The organism is Glycomyces paridis (genome assembly GCF_004912155.1).
GTDB classification, from domain to species: Bacteria; Actinomycetota; Actinomycetes; order Mycobacteriales; family Micromonosporaceae; genus Glycomyces; species Glycomyces paridis.
Genome location: NZ_STGX01000002.1, coordinates 226,303 through 241,568 on the forward strand (window position 1 = coordinate 226,303; position 15,266 = coordinate 241,568).

Genomic DNA, 15,266 nt, shown 5'->3' on the forward strand with positions numbered 1-15,266 from the left:
CCCGCCTCGCGGGGCCTTCTCTGTAGGGCAGGCAGGACTTGAACCCGCGACCCAGGGATTATGAGTCCCCTGCTCTAACCAGCTGAGCTACTGCCCCGAGCGGGCAATATCGTCTCACACCGCACGGTCACGAAGTGGCCCCGGGGAGCAGCCGGTCGTAGGCCGGCGGCGCCGGAGCGCGTCGGGGGCCGCGGCGGCGGGCGTTTTCGGTAAGTTCACACCCGGCGAATAGTCCGGTAACGGCGCGGTGGAACACGGGTGAGGCCTTCGCGTGGCCGCCGGTAACATCTGAGCCACATTTGCAACGGTTCTATAACGAGGACTGCTCTTGTAAGCCAGGTCTCCTTAAGATGCGACTCACTCCCGCCGTTTCGTGTTTCTCGAACGTTGCACGAGGCGGGTGCCGATGCCCGAACCTCCCGAGGGGGCCCTTTGAGACGAACAGTGTTGTTGATGTCGGCTGCGTTCGCCGGCCTGTTGCTGGGGTTGGGGGTGAACAGCAGCGCCGGAGCCCAGGAGGCGCTCGGCGTCCACGGCACGCTCGAAGACCAGCAGGACCAACCGGTCGCGGGCGTGACCATCACCGTCGCCGACGCCTCCGGCACCGAGATAGCCGCCGTCGAGAGCGGCGCCGACGGCGCGTGGGCGGTCGAACTCGACGCCGAGGGGACCTATGTGGTCACCCTCGACGAGTCCACACTGCCCGACGGCCTGCTGGTCCGCAACGGCCGGCCGCAGCTCGAAGTCGAGGTCAGCTCCAACCGGGCCGTCCTGTTCCCGCTCGACACCCAGCTCGCCGAAGGGGTCGAACCCCAGCAGCCCGGCGACGACGCGACCGACGCCGGAGGCGAGTCCGACTCGCCCGAGGAGGAGACCTCCGACGCCGACACCGAGGACGGCGAGCAGCTCGGCGCCATCGAGGACGAGGGCGGCTCCACCCGCGCCATCAGCCTCCTGGTCTCGGGCCTCCACTTCGGCCTCATGATCGCCCTCGCCGCGGTCGGCCTGTCCATGGTCTTCGGCACCACCGGGCTGACGAACTTCGCCCACGGCGACCTCATCACCTTCGGCGGGGTCATGGCCCTGATGTTCAACGTCGCCTTCGGGCTGCCGGTGTGGGTGGCCGCGATCCTCGCGGTGGCCCTAGGCGGCGCCTTCGGCTGGGCGCAGGACTTCGGCCTATGGGCGCCGCTGCGCCGCAAGGGCATCGGCCTGATCTCGATGATGATCATCTCGATCGGCCTGGCCCTGCTCATCCGCTTCGCCACGCTGTTCTTCTTCGGCGGCCAGCGCGAGCGCTACAACGAGTACGTCGGCCAGAAGCCCTGGGACCTCGGCTGGCTCGTGATCGCGCCCAAGGAGGTCGTCACCGGGATCATCGCGCTCGTCGTGTGCGTCGCGGTGGCGCTGGCGCTCCTGTTCACCAGGCTCGGCAAGGCCACCCGCGCGGTGGCCGACAACCCGGCGCTCGCGGAGTCCACCGGCATCGACGTCAACCAGGTGATCCGCCTGGTGTGGACGATCGGCGGCGCGCTCGCGGCCATGTCGGGCGTGTTCCTGTCGATCAGCGACGGCGTCAAGTTCGACATGGGCCAGCACCTGCTGCTCCTGGTCTTCGCCGCGGTCGTCCTCGGCGGGCTCGGCACGGCCTTCGGAGCGTTCATCGGCTCGATGCTCATCGGCGTGTTCGTCCAGATGTCGACCCTCGTCATCGCGCCCGAGCTGAAGTACGTCGGCGCCCTCGCGGTGCTCATCATCATCATGCTCACCCGGCCCCAGGGCATCCTGGGCCGCCGCGAGCGAATCGGTTAGGGGGCGACGACATGGATTGGCACTTCGTATTCAGCCAGGCGCTCACACAGGCCATCGGGCCGACGATGCTCGTGTACGCGCTCGCGGCCATCGGCCTGAACCTCCAGTTCGGGTACACGGGCCTGCTCAACTTCGGCCAGGCCGCGTTCGCCGCGATGGGCGCGTACGGCCTCGCGATCGGCGTGGTCGTGCTCGACCTGCCGTTCTGGTGGGGCATCGGGCTCGGGCTCGCCTCGGCGGTCGTCCTGGCGCTGCTCCTGGGCATCCCGACGCTGCGGCTGCGCGCCGACTACCTGGCGATCGTGACGATCGCCGCGGCCGAGATCGTGCGGCGCACCGCGCGGGCCACGGGCCTGTCGGAGTACACCGGCGGCTCGGACGGCATGCGCGGGTTCTCCGAGCCGTTCTTCGCGATGAACCCCTACCCCTCGGAGGCGACCTGGACGTTCCTGTTCGCCTCCATGGACGGCGGGCGGCTCAAGCTCGACTTCCTCCTGTTCGACCTCCAGTACTCCAACCGCGACCTGTGGGTCATGACCGTCGGGTGGGTCCTGGTCGCGTTCTTCCTGGTCCTGCTGGGCCTGCTGGTGCGCAGCCCGTGGGGCCGGGTCCTCAAGGGCATCCGCGAGGACGAGGAGGCGGTGCGGAGCCTGGGCAAGAACGTGTTCGCGTACAAGATGCAGGCGCTGGTCATCGGCGGCCTCATCGGCGCGGTGGCCGGGTTCCTGTTCGCGCTCAGCCGCGCGAACGTGCAGCCCGACACGTTCATCACCGACTTCACCTTCTACCTGTACGTGATCATCATCCTCGGCGGCGCGGCCCGGCTCTTCGGGCCCGTGCTCGGCGCGGCCCTGTTCTGGTTCCTCTACAGCTTCCTGTCGCAGGGCCTGAACCAGGGCATCCGCTCCGGCGCCATCCCCGAGGACTGGCTGAGCGCCACCCAGGTGGGACCGCTCGTGTTCTTCCTGGTGGGCCTGAGCATGGTCCTGCTGCTGATCTACCGGCCGCAGGGCATCCTCGGCGACCGAAGGGAGCTGACGCTCGATGTCCGATAGCGAGGAGGCCGTGACGGCCGAGGAGCAGCCGAGTACGGTCCCTGCCGGGATCGCCGCGGCCCGCGCGGCGCTGGCGGACGTGCCGGCAGAGCCCGGCGTGCCGAAGCTCGACCCGATCCTCAACGCCACCGGGGTGCGCCGCGCGTTCGGCGGCCTGGTGGCGGTCGACGTGGCGCACCTGGAGGTCCAGCGGGGGGCGATCACCGCCCTCATCGGACCGAACGGCGCGGGCAAGACCACGTTCTTCAACCTGCTCACCGGTTTCGACCGGCCGAACCGCGGGGAGTGGGTGTTCGACGGGCGCCGCGCCGACCGGATGCGCTCGTACCAGGTGGCGCGGGCGGGCATGGTCCGCACGTTCCAGCTCACGAAGGCGCTCACGCGCATGACCGTCATGGACAACATGCTCATCGGCGCCGCCGACCAGGTCGGCGAGGGCTTCTGGGCCGGGCTCGTCCATCCCCTGTGGAAGCGGCAGGAGGCGGCCAACCGCGAGAAGGCGCTGGTGCTCCTGGAGCGGTTCAAGCTCATCGACAAGCGCGACGACTACGCGGGCGAGCTCTCGGGCGGCCAGCGCAAGCTCCTGGAGATGGCGCGGGCGCTCATGCTCAACCCGCGCATGGTCATGCTCGACGAGCCGATGGCCGGGGTGAACCCGGCGCTGAAGCAGTCGCTGCTGGAGCACATCAAGGACCTCCGCGAGGAGGGCATGACGGTGCTGTTCGTGGAGCACGACATGGACATGGTCCACGAGATCGCGGACTGGGTCGCGGTGATGGCCGCCGGGGAGCTCATCACGGAGGGCACGCCGGACCAGATCTCGGCGGACCGGCGGGTCATCGACGCCTACCTGGGCGCGCACCACGACGCGGCCGAGCGATAGGAGGCAACGTGTCTGACAGTGCAACCGACAGCGAGAAGGGCATCGGCCCCACCGGGGTACCGATCGACGAGACCGCGGAGTCCTCGACCGAGGTGTGCTCGCGCGAGGGGCACCTCGCCGCCTCGGGCGAGGCGCTGCTGCGGGCCGACGAGGTGACGGCCGGGTACCTGCCCGGCGTGTCGATCCTCAACGGCACGGACCTGTACGCGAACGAGGGCGAGCTCGTCGGCATCATCGGCCCGAACGGGGCCGGGAAGTCGACGCTCCTCAAGGCCATGTTCGGGCTCGTCTCGGTCACCTCCGGGACGGTGGAGCTGCGCGGGGAGAACATCACCAACCGCAAGGCCCACCAGCTCGTCCCGCTCGGGGTGGGCTTCGTGCCGCAGACGAACAACGTGTTCCCGACGCTCACGGTCGAGGAGAACCTCGAAATGGGGGTCTTCCTGCGGCCCAAGGCGTTCAGGCGGCGGTTCGGGTTCGTGACCGACCTGTTCCCGATCCTCGGCGAGCGGCGCACGCAGCGCGCGGGCTCGCTCTCGGGCGGCGAGCGGCAGATGGTGGCGATGGGCCGGGCGCTCATGATGGAGCCGACCGTGCTGCTGCTCGACGAGCCTTCGGCGGGGCTGTCCCCGGCGATGCAGGACGAGGTCTTCTTCAACACGAAGCAGATCAACTCGACGGGGGTGACGGTGGTGATGGTCGAGCAGAACGCCCGGCGCTGCCTCCAGATCTGCGACCGCGGCTACGTCCTCGACCAGGGCCGCAGCGCCTACACCGGGCCCGGCGACGGGCTCATCGACGACCCGAAGGTCGTGGAGCTGTACCTGGGGACGCTCGGCCACGCCGGCTGAGCGTCCACGGCGAACGCCCGGGTCCTCACGGACCCGGGCGTTCGTGGTTTCTAGCGAAGGGGAAGGCCCCCGGGTCCTGTGGTCCCGGGGGCCTTCCCTATGCGTTCAGGGCTAGTTCAGCTCCTGGAAGTTGTAGTCGACGTTCTCGTAGGTGTTGTCGGCGAGGTACTCGTAGATGCCGATGGTGGCGGCGGTGACGTCGCCCTCGGGCGAGAACTCGATCGGGCCGGAGTAGCCGTCGTAGTCGATGTCGGCCTCCCCGTCGGCGAGGAGCTTCGCGCACTCGGTGAAGCCGGTGCACTTGGTGCCGCCGGTGCTGACGTCGATCAGGTTGTCCTTGATCGAGTTCGAGTCGACGCTGTCGCCCGCGATCGCGGCGAGCGCGATGAGGGCCGTGGCGTCGTAGGACTCCGGGCCGTACGTGAAGTCGGTGAGCTCGGGGTCGATCTCCAGCAGGCGGTCGCGGATCGGCTCGGGGTCGGCGCCGGGGAAGGTGCCGCGGGCGCCCTCCATGAAGCCGGCGTCGAAGTCGGCGCTGTAGTCGGCGAGGTTGCCGTCCACGAGGTACCAGCCGAGGTCCTGGGCGCTGGCGCCCTGCTCGGCGAGCGCCGGTCCGAGGTTGACGAGCTCGTTGAAGGAGATGATGACGACCGCGTCGGCGCCGGAGTTGGCGACGGCGGTGGCCTCGGCGGTGAACTCCGCGGCCGTGGGGTCGTAGATGGTCTCGTAGACGACCTCGCCGCCGAACTCGGTGAAGTTCTGCTTGACCGATTCGGACAGGCCGGTGCCGTAGGCGTCCTGGAGCGCCAGGATGGCGATCTTGGCGTGGCCGTCGGCGATGATCTGGTCGGCGAGCACGCGGCCCTGGAGGACGTCCGAGGGCGCGGTGCGGAAGTAGTAGTCGCCGCGCTCGTACGTGGTGAAGTCCGGCGAGGTGTTCGCCGGGGAGATCTGGACGATCTGCTCCTCGTAGAGCTTGTCGATGAACTGGAACGACACGCTGGAGGAGGCCGCGCCGATGACGGCCTGGACGCCCTGCGAAATGAGCGCGTCGGCCGCGGGGCTGGCGATGTCGGTGGCGGCGTCGCCGGAGTCCTCGTGCAGGACCTCGACGCAGTTGCCGAGCACGCCGCCGGCCTCGTTGATCTCCTGCTGGGCGAGGTCCACGCCGGCGAACTCGGGCGGGCCGAGGAAGGCGAGCGAGCCGGTCTGCGGCAGGATCGTGCCGATCTTGAGGCCATCGCCTTCGGTGCAGGCGTCGCTGGACGATCCGGGGTCTTCGTCACTGCATGCGACGAGTGAGAACGCTGTGACGCCGGCTGTTGCTACGGCGAGCAGCGCTCGGGGAAGGCGAGCCATGGCTTCTCCTAGATTCTGTTCGAGATGGATCAGCAGGTATTGGTGGAGGTTGACGTGATCCGAGTTACACCCTATGGCAGCCGGGGTGACGACACCAGACGCCGTGACCACACCCCATCCTGTTTGTGATGAGTCCGTGACCTTTTCGAACGGGTATTGCAATTGGCTTTCGCTTTGGGGAAGCGCGCGTTGTGAAACCGTTTCGCGGACGCTTCGGAGGCGGCGGCCGCGGGAGCCCTGGGAGGCGAGTGCCGGAAGTGGCGGCCGGGCTCCCCCGGGCGGCTCCCACGGGCCGCTCCCCCTGCGCCGCTCCACCGTGCCGCTCCCCCGGGCCGCTCCCCCACTGGAGGGAGCCCGTTCGCCCGCGAGCGGGAGGGCCCGGGGCCGCCGGGCCGCGAACCTGGAGGCATGACGCAGACACACGCCCCGCGCGAGGCCCGGACCGGGCGCCTCGCCGCCACCGCCGCCTTCCTGTGGTCGCTCACCGCGATCCCCATCGGACTCTGGCAGCTCCTCGACCCCGAGGGCGGCCCCTTCGGACACGAGAACTACGACCCCTCCTTCCGCCTCCCCGCAGCCCTGCCCGACCAGACCGGCCCGGCCTTGCTCGTCGCCGCGGGCGTCCTCGGCCTCGTCGCCGCCCGCGCCAAACCGCGGCTGTGGCCGCTCCCCGCGCTCTTCGCGGCGGTGTTCGGACTGGTCCTGAGCACCATCGCGCCGATCGCGTTCGCCGGGTACCTGTGCGCGTTCCTCATCCCGGCCGTCGCCGTCGCCGCGCCGACGCTCCTGGCCCGCGGCACCGCCGGGCGGATCGCGGCGGCCGCCGCGACCGTGGCGCTGCTGGTCGTCCTCGGCGTCACGGGCGTGGTGGACTACGGCGCCGCGGGCGCCTTCCTCGCCGACCTCGGCCGCGTGCTCGCCTCGATGGGCGCCTACATGGCCGTCCAGGTCTGGATCGTCGTCGGCGCCGGGATCTGGACCGCGCTCACGCTGCGCCTCCTCCTCGCCGGCCGCGAGGACCGGCCCGCCCCGGCCTGGGCGGCCCCCGAGCGCGCCGCCCGGTGGGGCCGGGTCGCGAGCTGGATCGCGTTCGCCGCCGCGCTGCCCTACGGCGTGGTCAGGATGTCGTGGCTGACCCCGTGGGTGTGGGTCGGCGGGCCGCTCGACAGCGAGCAGATCGACATGACGACGCGGGTGTGGGGCCTGTGCCTGGGCTTCGCGGCGATCAGCGGCGGCGTGCTGTGCCTGGGCATGACCTACCGCTGGGGCGCGCGCTGGCCCGCCTGGGTGCCGCGCGTCAAGGGCCGCCCGGTCCCGCCGATGCTCGCGATCGTGCCCGCCACGGCGGCGGCGGCGCTGTTCACGTTCGTCTCGGTTCCCATGGTGTCCCTGGGCATCCGGCAGGACGCGCTGGAACTGGTGTGGGCCTTCCCGTTCTACGTGTGGGGCCCGGCGCTCGGCGCGGCGACGCTGGCCTACGCGATCAGGCGCGGCGTGGTCACCGCGCGGTGACGAAGACGCCCTCGCGGGCGGCGGCCGCGGTGGCGGCCGCCGCCCGCTGCGCCGTGCCCGCGTCGAGCGGGTCGCCGGAGGCGAGGAGCCGGTAGTACAGGGGCGCGGAGAGGAAGCGGATCACCTCGGCGGCGTCGGTGCCCTCGGGGACCTCCCCGCGGTCGACGGCGCGGTCGACGCACGGCGACCACTCCTCGATCCTGGTGCGGTAGAAGCGGTGCAGGGCCGCGGCGGTCCCGGCGTCGCCGGTCGCGGTGGCAATCACCGCCTTGAACAGGGGGCCCTGGCGCTCGTCGGTGAGCGTCTCGCGGATGAGGGCGGCCAGCGCGGCGAGGTCGGCGGCGAAGGAGCCGGTGTCGGCCCGCGGCTGCGAGGACTCGGCCATCTCGGCGAGCATGTCGGCGACCAGGCCCGGGACGGTCCCCCAGCGGCGGTACACGGTGGTCTTGCCGACCCCGGCCCGGCGCGCGACCTCGGCGAGGTCCACGCCGCCGAAGCCCCGCTCCACCAGGGCGTCCCCGGCGGCGCGGAGCACGGCCTCGCGGACGCGGGCGGTGCGCCCGCCGGGGCGGACGGTGCCGGGGCCTGACGTGTCCTCAATCATAACGGGACTCCAGTTGCGTTAACGGTCTGCTCTGCGCTAGCTTAGACCCGAAACTAACGGAACGGAAGTTCCTTTTAGAAAGGGATCGTCATGGAGTTCAACCGCCTCGGCCGCTCCGGCCTCCACGTGCCCGCCCTCTCCTTCGGCGCCGGGACCTTCGGCGGCTCCGGCCCGCTCTTCGGCGCCTGGGGCGACACCGGCGAGGGCCAGGCCCGCCGCATGGTCGACATCGCCCTCGACGCCGGGGTCACGATGTTCGACACCGCCGACGTCTACTCCGACGGCGCCTCCGAGACCGTCCTCGGCGCGGCCCTCAAGGGCAGGCGCGATCGTGCGCTCATCTCGACCAAGGCCGGGCTCCCGGTCGGCGGCGACCCCAACGCGGCCGGGTCCTCGCGGCTGCACCTCGTGCGCGCCGTCGAGGCCGCGCTGACCCGGCTCGGCACCGACTACGTCGACCTGTTCCAGCTGCACGCCTTCGACGCCCGCACCCCGGTGGAGGAGACCCTGTCCGCGCTGGACGACCTGGTGCGGGCCGGGAAGATCCGCTATGTCGGCGCCTCGAACTACGCCGGGTGGCAGCTCCAGAAGACCCTCGACGCCGCCGACCGGCACGGGTGGCCGCGCTTCGCCGCCCACCAGGTCTACTACTCGCTCGTGGGCCGCGACTACGAGTGGGACCTCATGCCGCTGGGCCTGGACCAGGGCGTCGGGGCCCTTGTGTGGAGCCCGCTGGGCTGGGGGCGGTTGACCGGGAGGATCAGGCGCGGGCAGCCCGTCCCCGAGGGCAGCCGCCTGCACCAGACCGCCCAGTTCGGGCCGCCGGTCGAGGACGAGCGGCTCTACGACGTGGTCGACGCGCTCGACGAGGTCGCCGCCGAGACCGGCAAGACCGTGCCGCAGGTCGCCATCAACTGGCTGCTGCGCCGGCCCACCGTGGCCTCGGTGATCGTCGGCGCCAGGAACGAGGAGCAGCTGGTGCAGAACCTCGGCGCGGTCGGGTGGGAGCTCGACGCCGAGCAGGTCGCGCGCCTCGACGCGGCCTCGGCGCAGGTCCCGCCGTACCCGCACTACCCGTACGCGCGCCAGGAGGGCTTCGCGCGGCTCAACCCGCCCGCGGTGTGAGGTGCGGAAGGGGCCGGGGCGATGCGCCCCGGCCCTCTGCGGTCGCTCACCCGTACAGCCGCCGCGCGAGGGAGACGACGCGCTTGGTCTGGATCGCCACGGCCACGCGGTTCTTCTCCCCCACCGGGCCCTTGAGCCCGATGTGACTGGCGCCGTAGGGGTTGCCGATGTCGAGGTCGAACTGGAGCGGGTCCGTGTAGCCGGGGGAGACGATGATCGCGCCCCAGTGGTAGAAGGTGTTGTTCAGCGCCAGGATGGTCGACTCCTGGCCGCCGTGGGCCGTCTGCGTCGAGGTGAAGGAGGACATCACCTTGTCGGCGAGCTTCCCCTGCTGCCACAGCGGCCCGGTGGTGTCGATGAACTGCTTGAGCTGCGCGGTCGGCAGCCCGTAGCGGGTGGGGGTGCCCCACATGACCGCGTCGGCCCAGTCGAGGTCGTCGAGGGTCGCCTCTTCGAGGTCGGAGGCGGCCTCGGAGTGGTTCGCCCAGGCCTCGTTGGAGGCGATGGCCTCGGGCGGGGCGAGCTCGCGGACCCGGCGCAGGCGCACCTCGGCCCCGGCGTCCTCGCCTTCGCGGGCGGCCGTGCGCGCCATCTCGTACACGTTCCCGGTCTGCGAATAGTAGATGATCGCCAGTCTGACCATGTCCCTCTCCTCCTGCGTGAGAATCGGTCTTGACCCTCGCACGGCCGCGGGCCTAGAGTTGCTCGCGCAACGTATTCCAATCCCAAGCAATTTCTATGCAGAGGATGCAAGAACATGCTCGACATCCTGGTAGTCGGCGGCGTCGGCGTCGACACGATCGTGCGGGTCCCCGAGATCGCCATCGGCGAAGGCGACTCGCTCGGCGTGGAGCCGATCCGCGACTACGTGGCGCACACCGGCAACGGCGTCGCACTCGGCTGCCTCCACCTGGGCATGGCGACCCGGTTCATCGACTTCATCGGCGACGACGAGCAGGGCGCGCTCATCCTGCGCCACTACGAGCGCCACGGCCTCGACTTCCGGCACCTCGTGTCCCCAAGCGGGACCCCGCGCTCGGTGAACCTCGTCGACGCCGAGGGCCGCCGCTACTCCTTCTACGACGGCCGCCACCCCGCCGAGCTGCGCCTGCCCGAGGGATTCTCCGCGCCGCACCTGGCCGAGGCGAAGCACGTGCACGTCTCCATCACCAACGTCAACCGCAACGTCCTCGAAGCGGTCCCCGAGGGCGTCACCGTCTCGACCGACCTGCACGCGTGGGACGGCGAGGCCGAGCACCACAAGGAGTACGCCCTGCGCGCCGACCTCGTGACGCTCTCGGCCGCGCGCCTGGACGACCCCGAGAAGACCATGCGCTGGATCCTCGACAACGGCCGCGCCTCCGTCGTCGTCGCAACCGACGGCGAACGCGGCGGCCACCTCATCGAACGCGGAGGCGACCTGGTGCGGTACGCGCAGGTCGAACCGGCGGCCGAGCTCGCCTCGCTGCCCGAGTGGGCCTCGTGGGCGCCGGTGGACTCCAACGGCGCGGGCGACGCGTTCGTCTCGGGCTTCCTGTGGGCGCGCGCGAAGGGCGAGGACGTGGCGACGGCGGTCGACGCGGGCCGCGTCTCGGGCGCCTACGCCTGCGGCGAGCAGGGCACGAGCACGGCGCTCATCTCCGAAGCGCTGCTGGTGAAGAGCCTCGCGGCCCTGAAGTAGGAACGGCGCCGGGCCCCCGGGGGCCCGGCGCCGTCGCGCTACTGCGGTTCGTCCTTGCTCGCGGTCATGGCCTTCGCGCGGGCGATGACGTCGTCGAACGGGGAGGGCTCGGAGGGGACCGTGCGGATCTCGCGGCGGCGCTCGGGCTGGATCACGAGCATGAACAGGCAGCCGGCGAGGGCCGCGACGACCGGCGCGCCGATGCCGATCTCGGCGGCGGGCCAGTTGCCCGTCGCCGAACCGGTCGCGATGAGGTAGGCCGCCCACACCGGGACCGCCCAGGCGCCCGCGAGGACGAGGAGGTCGCGGCGGCGGCGCAGCTCGGGGCGGATGAGCCAGACCAGGAAGTCGAGCCAGACGCCCGAGAGCAGGAAGACCCACACGTACTCGCCGTTGGCGAAGCCCTGCACGGCCCCGGCCATGACGGCGGGGTAGGCGAAGGCGACGGTGAAGAAGCCCATCGGCAGGCGGAAGCGGCCGGTCGCGAGGACGGCGACGGCGAGCACGAGCACGGTGGCGGCGACGATCCCGGCGACCGGGAACGCGTCGAAGTTCCCCGGGCCCTCCAGCGCGAGGGCGACCGCGCGCGGGTCGGCGGTGAAGGGCACCAGGTAGTTGAGGAACAGCACGAGCGCCGAGACGGCGTAGCCCAGGGCCAGCGCGGGCGCGGCCATGCGCGCTTCGAGCGGGACCGGTTCGGGGTCGACGGCGAGCGCCTCGCGGCGCCAGGCGGCGAGCCAGGGCGCGGCGGCGATGAGGACGCCGCCGACGGCGAGGCCGAGGTGGGAGGGGCTGAAGAAGATCGCGAGGTCGGCTTCGACGCCGAGGACCTGGTGCCAGATGAGGTCGGCGATCCCGGAGACGAGGAAGAGCGGGGCGCCCACGATGGCGGACCCGTAGCCGTGGGGGACGGCGGAGAAGCCGGTGCGGCCGTCGGCGCGGTGGGCGCGGACGAGGAGCCAGGCGATCCAGGCGGCGGTGGCGGCGAACCCGGAGTAGAAGACCAGGTGCCACCAGGTGAAGAAGGACTCGTTCCAGCCTTGGGCGTGGGCGTTGACGTCCAGGACGAGGCCGCCGAAGAACCAGGCCGAGAAGGCGGCCGTGACGAGGTCCTGCCACCAGGTGGCGAAGGCGCGGGGCTGGCGGGAGTCGGTCAAGAGGTGCATCTTGTACTCCAGCAATCGGTCCAGGGGTGTGATGGCCATGGACTCATCATGGCCCACCCGGACCAGCGGCGCAATTGCCGCAGCGTCACCGCTCAAGCACGGTGAACAGGGGCGCGGCCCGCGCGGCGGGTGCGGTGGAGCGGATTACGGTTGGGCGCCTTCGGTTCCGGGGCGCGTGACGGTGAGGACGCGGGTGACCGGGCCCTGCTCCTCGGGCTGGTCGCGCACGTGGACGAAACCGAGTTTCGCGAGGACGGCGAGCGAGGCCTCGTTGGGCGCGGCGACGGTGGCGTGGACCTCGTGGAGGCCGAGGGTCTCGAAGCCGTAGGCGACGATCGCCGCGGCGAGCTCGGTGCCCAGGCCCCGACCCCACGCGGCGGGGGCGAGGGCGTAGATGAGCTCGTGGCCGCCGGAGACCTCGGTGGGCTTGATCTCGGCGTGGCCGACGAGGCGGCCGTGCTCGCGCACGGCCCACACGTCGAACCTGCCGGTGGCGTAGACGTCGGTGAAGACCCGCCCGAACAGGGCCCGGGTCTCCGCCTCGGGCTCGGGCCCGTCGCCCATCCAGCGGGAGACGCGCTCGTCGCCGAAGAACGCGACGAAGTCCTCCTCGTCGGCGGGCAGGTAGGGCTGGAGCAGCAGGCGTTCGGTGCGGATCTCAGGAGTCACGGGAGGCGATGCTGCCACGGGTGAGGGCCCGTGGCAACGCGATTTCAGACGAACCTGACGAGGAACAGCTTGGGCCAGTGCTTGCCGGTGACGTAGAACTCGCCTTCGGTGGCGGTGGCGGCGATGCCGTTGAGGACGTCGGCGCCCGCGGACTCCTCGTCGCTGAGCAGCCCGGAGGCGTCCACGACCGCTTCGACCTGCCCGGTGTCGGGGTCGATGCGCACGATCTGGTCGGTCTGCCACAGGTTGGCCCAGACCTGGCCGCCGACGCATTCGAGCTCGTTGATCTGGAAGACCGGCTCGCCGTCGAGGGTGACGCTCGCGACGCCGAGTTCGGCGAAGGTGTCGGGGTCGCGGAAGGTGAGGGTGTCGGTGCCGTCGCTCATGACCAGGCGTTCGCCGTCATGGCAGATCCCCCAGCCCTCGCCTTCGTACTCGACGGTCTCGATGATGTCGAGGGTGACCGGGTCGCGGCGGTGGGCGACGTGCTCCTGCCAGGTGATCTGCCAGATCGCGTCGTCGGTGAGGGTGAGGCCCTCGGCGAACTGCTCCGCGGGGAGGTCCTGGGAGTCGAGCACGTCGCCGGTGCCGGGGTCGGCGATGCGCACGTCGGACTCCTCGTAGAGGCCCGCGCTCTCGTAGAGGACGGTGCCGAACTCGGGGTGCTCGCCGAGTTCGAGGCCCTGCGTGAAGGAGTCGGCGTCGTGGTCGTAGGACGCGAGCACCTCCACGGTGAGGGCCTCTACCGCGCCCTCCTCCACGGCCTCCTCCACTGAGGACTCGATCTCTTCGGGGGTGTCGGCGCCGGCGTTGCCGGTGCCGCAGCCGGTCAGCGCGAGCAGGCCGGCGGCGCCGAGGGCGGCGGTGCGGCGCGTCGCGCGCTTCTCATCGAACACTGATCTCATCTCCAGGCGGTTCGGGGGTGATGCTTCGTACCGTACTGGTCATGCCAAAAGAGGACAAGAGATCGTCGCTCGTCGATCGGTGCGGCCGGGTTCAGGCCCTGCGGCGCCAGGCGGTGACGGTCGCCGAGACGGTGACCGTCACCGGGTCGGGCAGCGCGGCGAGGGCCGCCGCGAAGGCGTCCGCGTCGAGGTGGCGGGCGCTCGGCCCCATCCCGACGAGCAGGCGCACTTTGTCGTGCGCCAGTTCCATGGCATAGCGGAGCTCGTCGGTCCGCTCGGCCTCGAAGAGGGTCCCGAGCTGGTCGGCGGTCCGCTGCGGTTTCTCGGGGTCGACGCTCAGCAAGTCCAAGGCGTCGACGAGTTCGCGCAGGTGGTCGTGACGGGGGGTCAGGACCGCCAGCACGCCTTCCGGGTGGAGGATGCGCGCGATCTCGTCGGCGTTGCGGGGGGCGAAGACGTTGAGGACCGCGGCGGCGGCGCCTTCGCGCAGCGGCATCCGCCGCCACGCGTCGGCGAGGACCGCGGTGAGCCGCCCCTGAGTTCCGGCGGCGAGCCGCGGTCCGTCGTCTCCGGGGACCTCCCGGCGGGCGCAGCGGCGCAGCGCGTACTTCGAGGTGTCGAGGCCGACGCCGACCCGCGAGGGATCGGCGGCCAGCGCCGCGGCGAGGTAGTGGCCGGTGCCGCAGCCCGGTTCGACCACGGCGCCGGGTGCGTCGGTGCGCGAGGCGGCGGCGACGGCCGCCAGGAGCGGGTCGTAGGCGCCCGAGGAGAGGAAGTCCTCGCGGGCGGCGACCTGGTCGGCGGTGTCGCCGGTGGTGGCGTTGGAGCCGGGGGCCAGGAGCGGGGCGTAGCCCTGCTTGGCGAGGTCGAACGAGTGCCCGTCGGGGCACGAGAGGCGCCGGTCGTTCTGGGCGAGGGCCCCGCCGCAGTTGGGGCAGGCGAGCGCGTCGAGCGCGGGCAGGCTCATGCGCCGGACTCGGATTCGGGGGCCGCGGGGTCGGGGACGGCGAAGTCCGGGTCGAGCAGGTGCACGAAGGCGCGGAAGGCGGCGGGCATGTCGAGGTTCTCCGGTTCGTGGAGCCATTGGAATTGGAGCCCGTCCATGATCGCGACCACGAGCGGCGCGGCCTCCTCCGGGGTGAGCCCGGTGGGCAGGCGGTCACCCCACTCGGTCCGCAGGGTCGCGGCGATGGCCTCGCGCACCCGCCGGTAGCGGCGCCGGAAGTAGTCGGCCGCCGGGTAGTCCTCGGTGACGGACTCGCCCAGGAGCGCCGAGAAGGTGCGCACGATCGCCTCGCGGTGCGCGTTCGCGTCGACCACGCCCACGGTGGCGGCCATCGACATCGGCTCGGACACGATGTCGCGACCGCCGGTGTCCCAGCGCTCGCGCAGCAGCAGCACCCCGATGAGCAGGTCCTCCTTGCTCGGGAAGTAGTGCAGGAGGCCCTGCTGGGTGAGCCCGACCTTCTCGGCGACGGCCGACAGGCTCGCCCCGCGGTAGCCGCGCTCGGCGATGACCTCGATCGCGGCGCGCACGATCTCCTCGCGGCGGGCCTGGCCGCGCGCGTTGTGTCGGGGACCGGGCTGCGTGGGCATGGGCGGCCTCTCGGTTCGGGTGCTCGATGCTCCAGCATAGATAATCAC

15 protein-coding genes and 1 tRNA gene are annotated in these 15,266 nt (G+C 71.4%); 7 read left to right on the plus strand and 9 right to left on the minus strand.

Annotated elements, in window-relative coordinates; all coding sequences use genetic code 11:
* Nucleotides 1-23: 23 nt before the first annotated feature.
* A tRNA-Ile gene (locus E9998_RS03130) sits at nucleotides 24-97 on the minus strand.
* Between the two features lie 356 nt (nucleotides 98-453).
* Here E9998_RS03130 and E9998_RS03135 point away from each other — a divergent pair.
* From E9998_RS03135 to E9998_RS03150, 4 genes are all read left to right on the plus strand, one after another.
* Nucleotides 454-1,812: a branched-chain amino acid ABC transporter permease gene (locus tag E9998_RS03135; protein WP_136528248.1), complete on the plus strand. Its 1,359-nt coding sequence runs from the start codon at nucleotides 454-456 to the stop codon at nucleotides 1,810-1,812.
* An 11-nt stretch (nucleotides 1,813-1,823) separates the two neighbouring features.
* Complete coding sequence (locus E9998_RS03140) at nucleotides 1,824-2,867, plus strand: branched-chain amino acid ABC transporter permease (RefSeq protein ID WP_136528249.1); 1,044 nt, start codon at nucleotides 1,824-1,826, stop codon at nucleotides 2,865-2,867.
* The gene (locus E9998_RS03145; RefSeq protein ID WP_136528250.1) at nucleotides 2,857-3,750 is read left to right on the plus strand and encodes an ABC transporter ATP-binding protein; all 894 of its coding nucleotides are present in this window, start codon (nucleotides 2,857-2,859) and stop codon (nucleotides 3,748-3,750) included. The genes E9998_RS03140 and E9998_RS03145 overlap by 11 nt, the downstream gene beginning before the upstream one ends.
* 92 nt (nucleotides 3,751-3,842) lie before the next feature.
* Nucleotides 3,843-4,601, plus strand: a complete 759-nt coding sequence (locus E9998_RS03150) for an ABC transporter ATP-binding protein (RefSeq protein WP_420842406.1) — start codon at nucleotides 3,843-3,845, stop codon at nucleotides 4,599-4,601.
* Between the two features lie 111 nt (nucleotides 4,602-4,712).
* Here the strand turns inward: E9998_RS03150 and E9998_RS03155 are convergent, their stop codons facing one another.
* Nucleotides 4,713-5,960 carry an ABC transporter substrate-binding protein gene (locus E9998_RS03155; RefSeq protein WP_136528251.1) on the minus strand — a complete coding sequence of 416 codons (1,248 nt, stop codon included), beginning with the start codon at nucleotides 5,958-5,960 and terminating at the stop codon, nucleotides 4,713-4,715.
* A 408-nt stretch (nucleotides 5,961-6,368) separates the two neighbouring features.
* On the opposite strand from E9998_RS03155, the gene E9998_RS03160 reads away from it, so the two are divergent.
* Nucleotides 6,369-7,472, plus strand: coding sequence for a hypothetical protein (locus E9998_RS03160; protein ID WP_136528252.1), 1,104 nt, complete (start codon nucleotides 6,369-6,371; stop codon nucleotides 7,470-7,472).
* Here E9998_RS03160 and E9998_RS03165 read toward each other — a convergent pair.
* Entirely contained in the window at nucleotides 7,459-8,076 is a 618-nt protein-coding gene (locus tag E9998_RS03165) for a TetR/AcrR family transcriptional regulator (RefSeq protein WP_136528253.1), read from the minus strand. The two genes, E9998_RS03160 and E9998_RS03165, sit on opposite strands and share 14 nt — an antisense overlap.
* Before the next feature lie 90 nt (nucleotides 8,077-8,166).
* Here E9998_RS03165 and E9998_RS03170 point away from each other — a divergent pair, with 90 nt between their 5' ends.
* Entirely contained in the window at nucleotides 8,167-9,201 is a 1,035-nt protein-coding gene (locus E9998_RS03170) for an aldo/keto reductase (protein WP_136528254.1), read from the plus strand.
* Between the two features lie 46 nt (nucleotides 9,202-9,247).
* On the opposite strand, the gene wrbA is transcribed toward E9998_RS03170, so the two are convergent.
* Entirely contained in the window at nucleotides 9,248-9,844 is a 597-nt protein-coding gene (gene wrbA / locus E9998_RS03175) for an NAD(P)H:quinone oxidoreductase (protein WP_136528255.1), read from the minus strand.
* 114 nt (nucleotides 9,845-9,958) lie between these two features.
* On the opposite strand from wrbA, the gene E9998_RS03180 reads away from it, so the two are divergent.
* Complete coding sequence (locus tag E9998_RS03180; RefSeq protein ID WP_136528256.1) at nucleotides 9,959-10,882, plus strand: carbohydrate kinase family protein; 924 nt, start codon at nucleotides 9,959-9,961, stop codon at nucleotides 10,880-10,882.
* Nucleotides 10,883-10,920: 38 nt separating this feature from the next.
* Here the strand turns inward: E9998_RS03180 and E9998_RS03185 are convergent, their stop codons facing one another.
* The 5 genes from E9998_RS03185 to E9998_RS03205 form a co-directional block, all read right to left on the minus strand.
* Nucleotides 10,921-12,087: a hypothetical protein gene (locus E9998_RS03185; RefSeq protein ID WP_136528257.1), complete on the minus strand. Its 1,167-nt coding sequence runs from the start codon at nucleotides 12,085-12,087 to the stop codon at nucleotides 10,921-10,923.
* Nucleotides 12,088-12,192: 105 nt separating this feature from the next.
* Nucleotides 12,193-12,717 (minus strand): GNAT family N-acetyltransferase, encoded by a 525-nt coding sequence (locus E9998_RS03190; protein ID WP_136528258.1) that lies wholly within the window; start codon nucleotides 12,715-12,717, stop codon nucleotides 12,193-12,195.
* Between the two features lie 44 nt (nucleotides 12,718-12,761).
* Nucleotides 12,762-13,622 carry a glutaminyl-peptide cyclotransferase gene (locus tag E9998_RS03195; protein ID WP_136528259.1) on the minus strand — a complete coding sequence of 287 codons (861 nt, stop codon included), beginning with the start codon at nucleotides 13,620-13,622 and terminating at the stop codon, nucleotides 12,762-12,764.
* Nucleotides 13,623-13,713: 91 nt separating this feature from the next.
* The gene (locus tag E9998_RS03200; protein WP_136528260.1) at nucleotides 13,714-14,589 is read right to left on the minus strand and encodes a putative RNA methyltransferase; all 876 of its coding nucleotides are present in this window, start codon (nucleotides 14,587-14,589) and stop codon (nucleotides 13,714-13,716) included.
* Nucleotides 14,586-15,218 carry a TetR/AcrR family transcriptional regulator gene (locus tag E9998_RS03205; protein WP_136528261.1) on the minus strand — a complete coding sequence of 211 codons (633 nt, stop codon included), beginning with the start codon at nucleotides 15,216-15,218 and terminating at the stop codon, nucleotides 14,586-14,588. Before E9998_RS03205 ends, E9998_RS03200 begins: the two co-directional genes overlap by 4 nt.
* Between the last annotated feature and the right edge of the window lie 48 nt (nucleotides 15,219-15,266).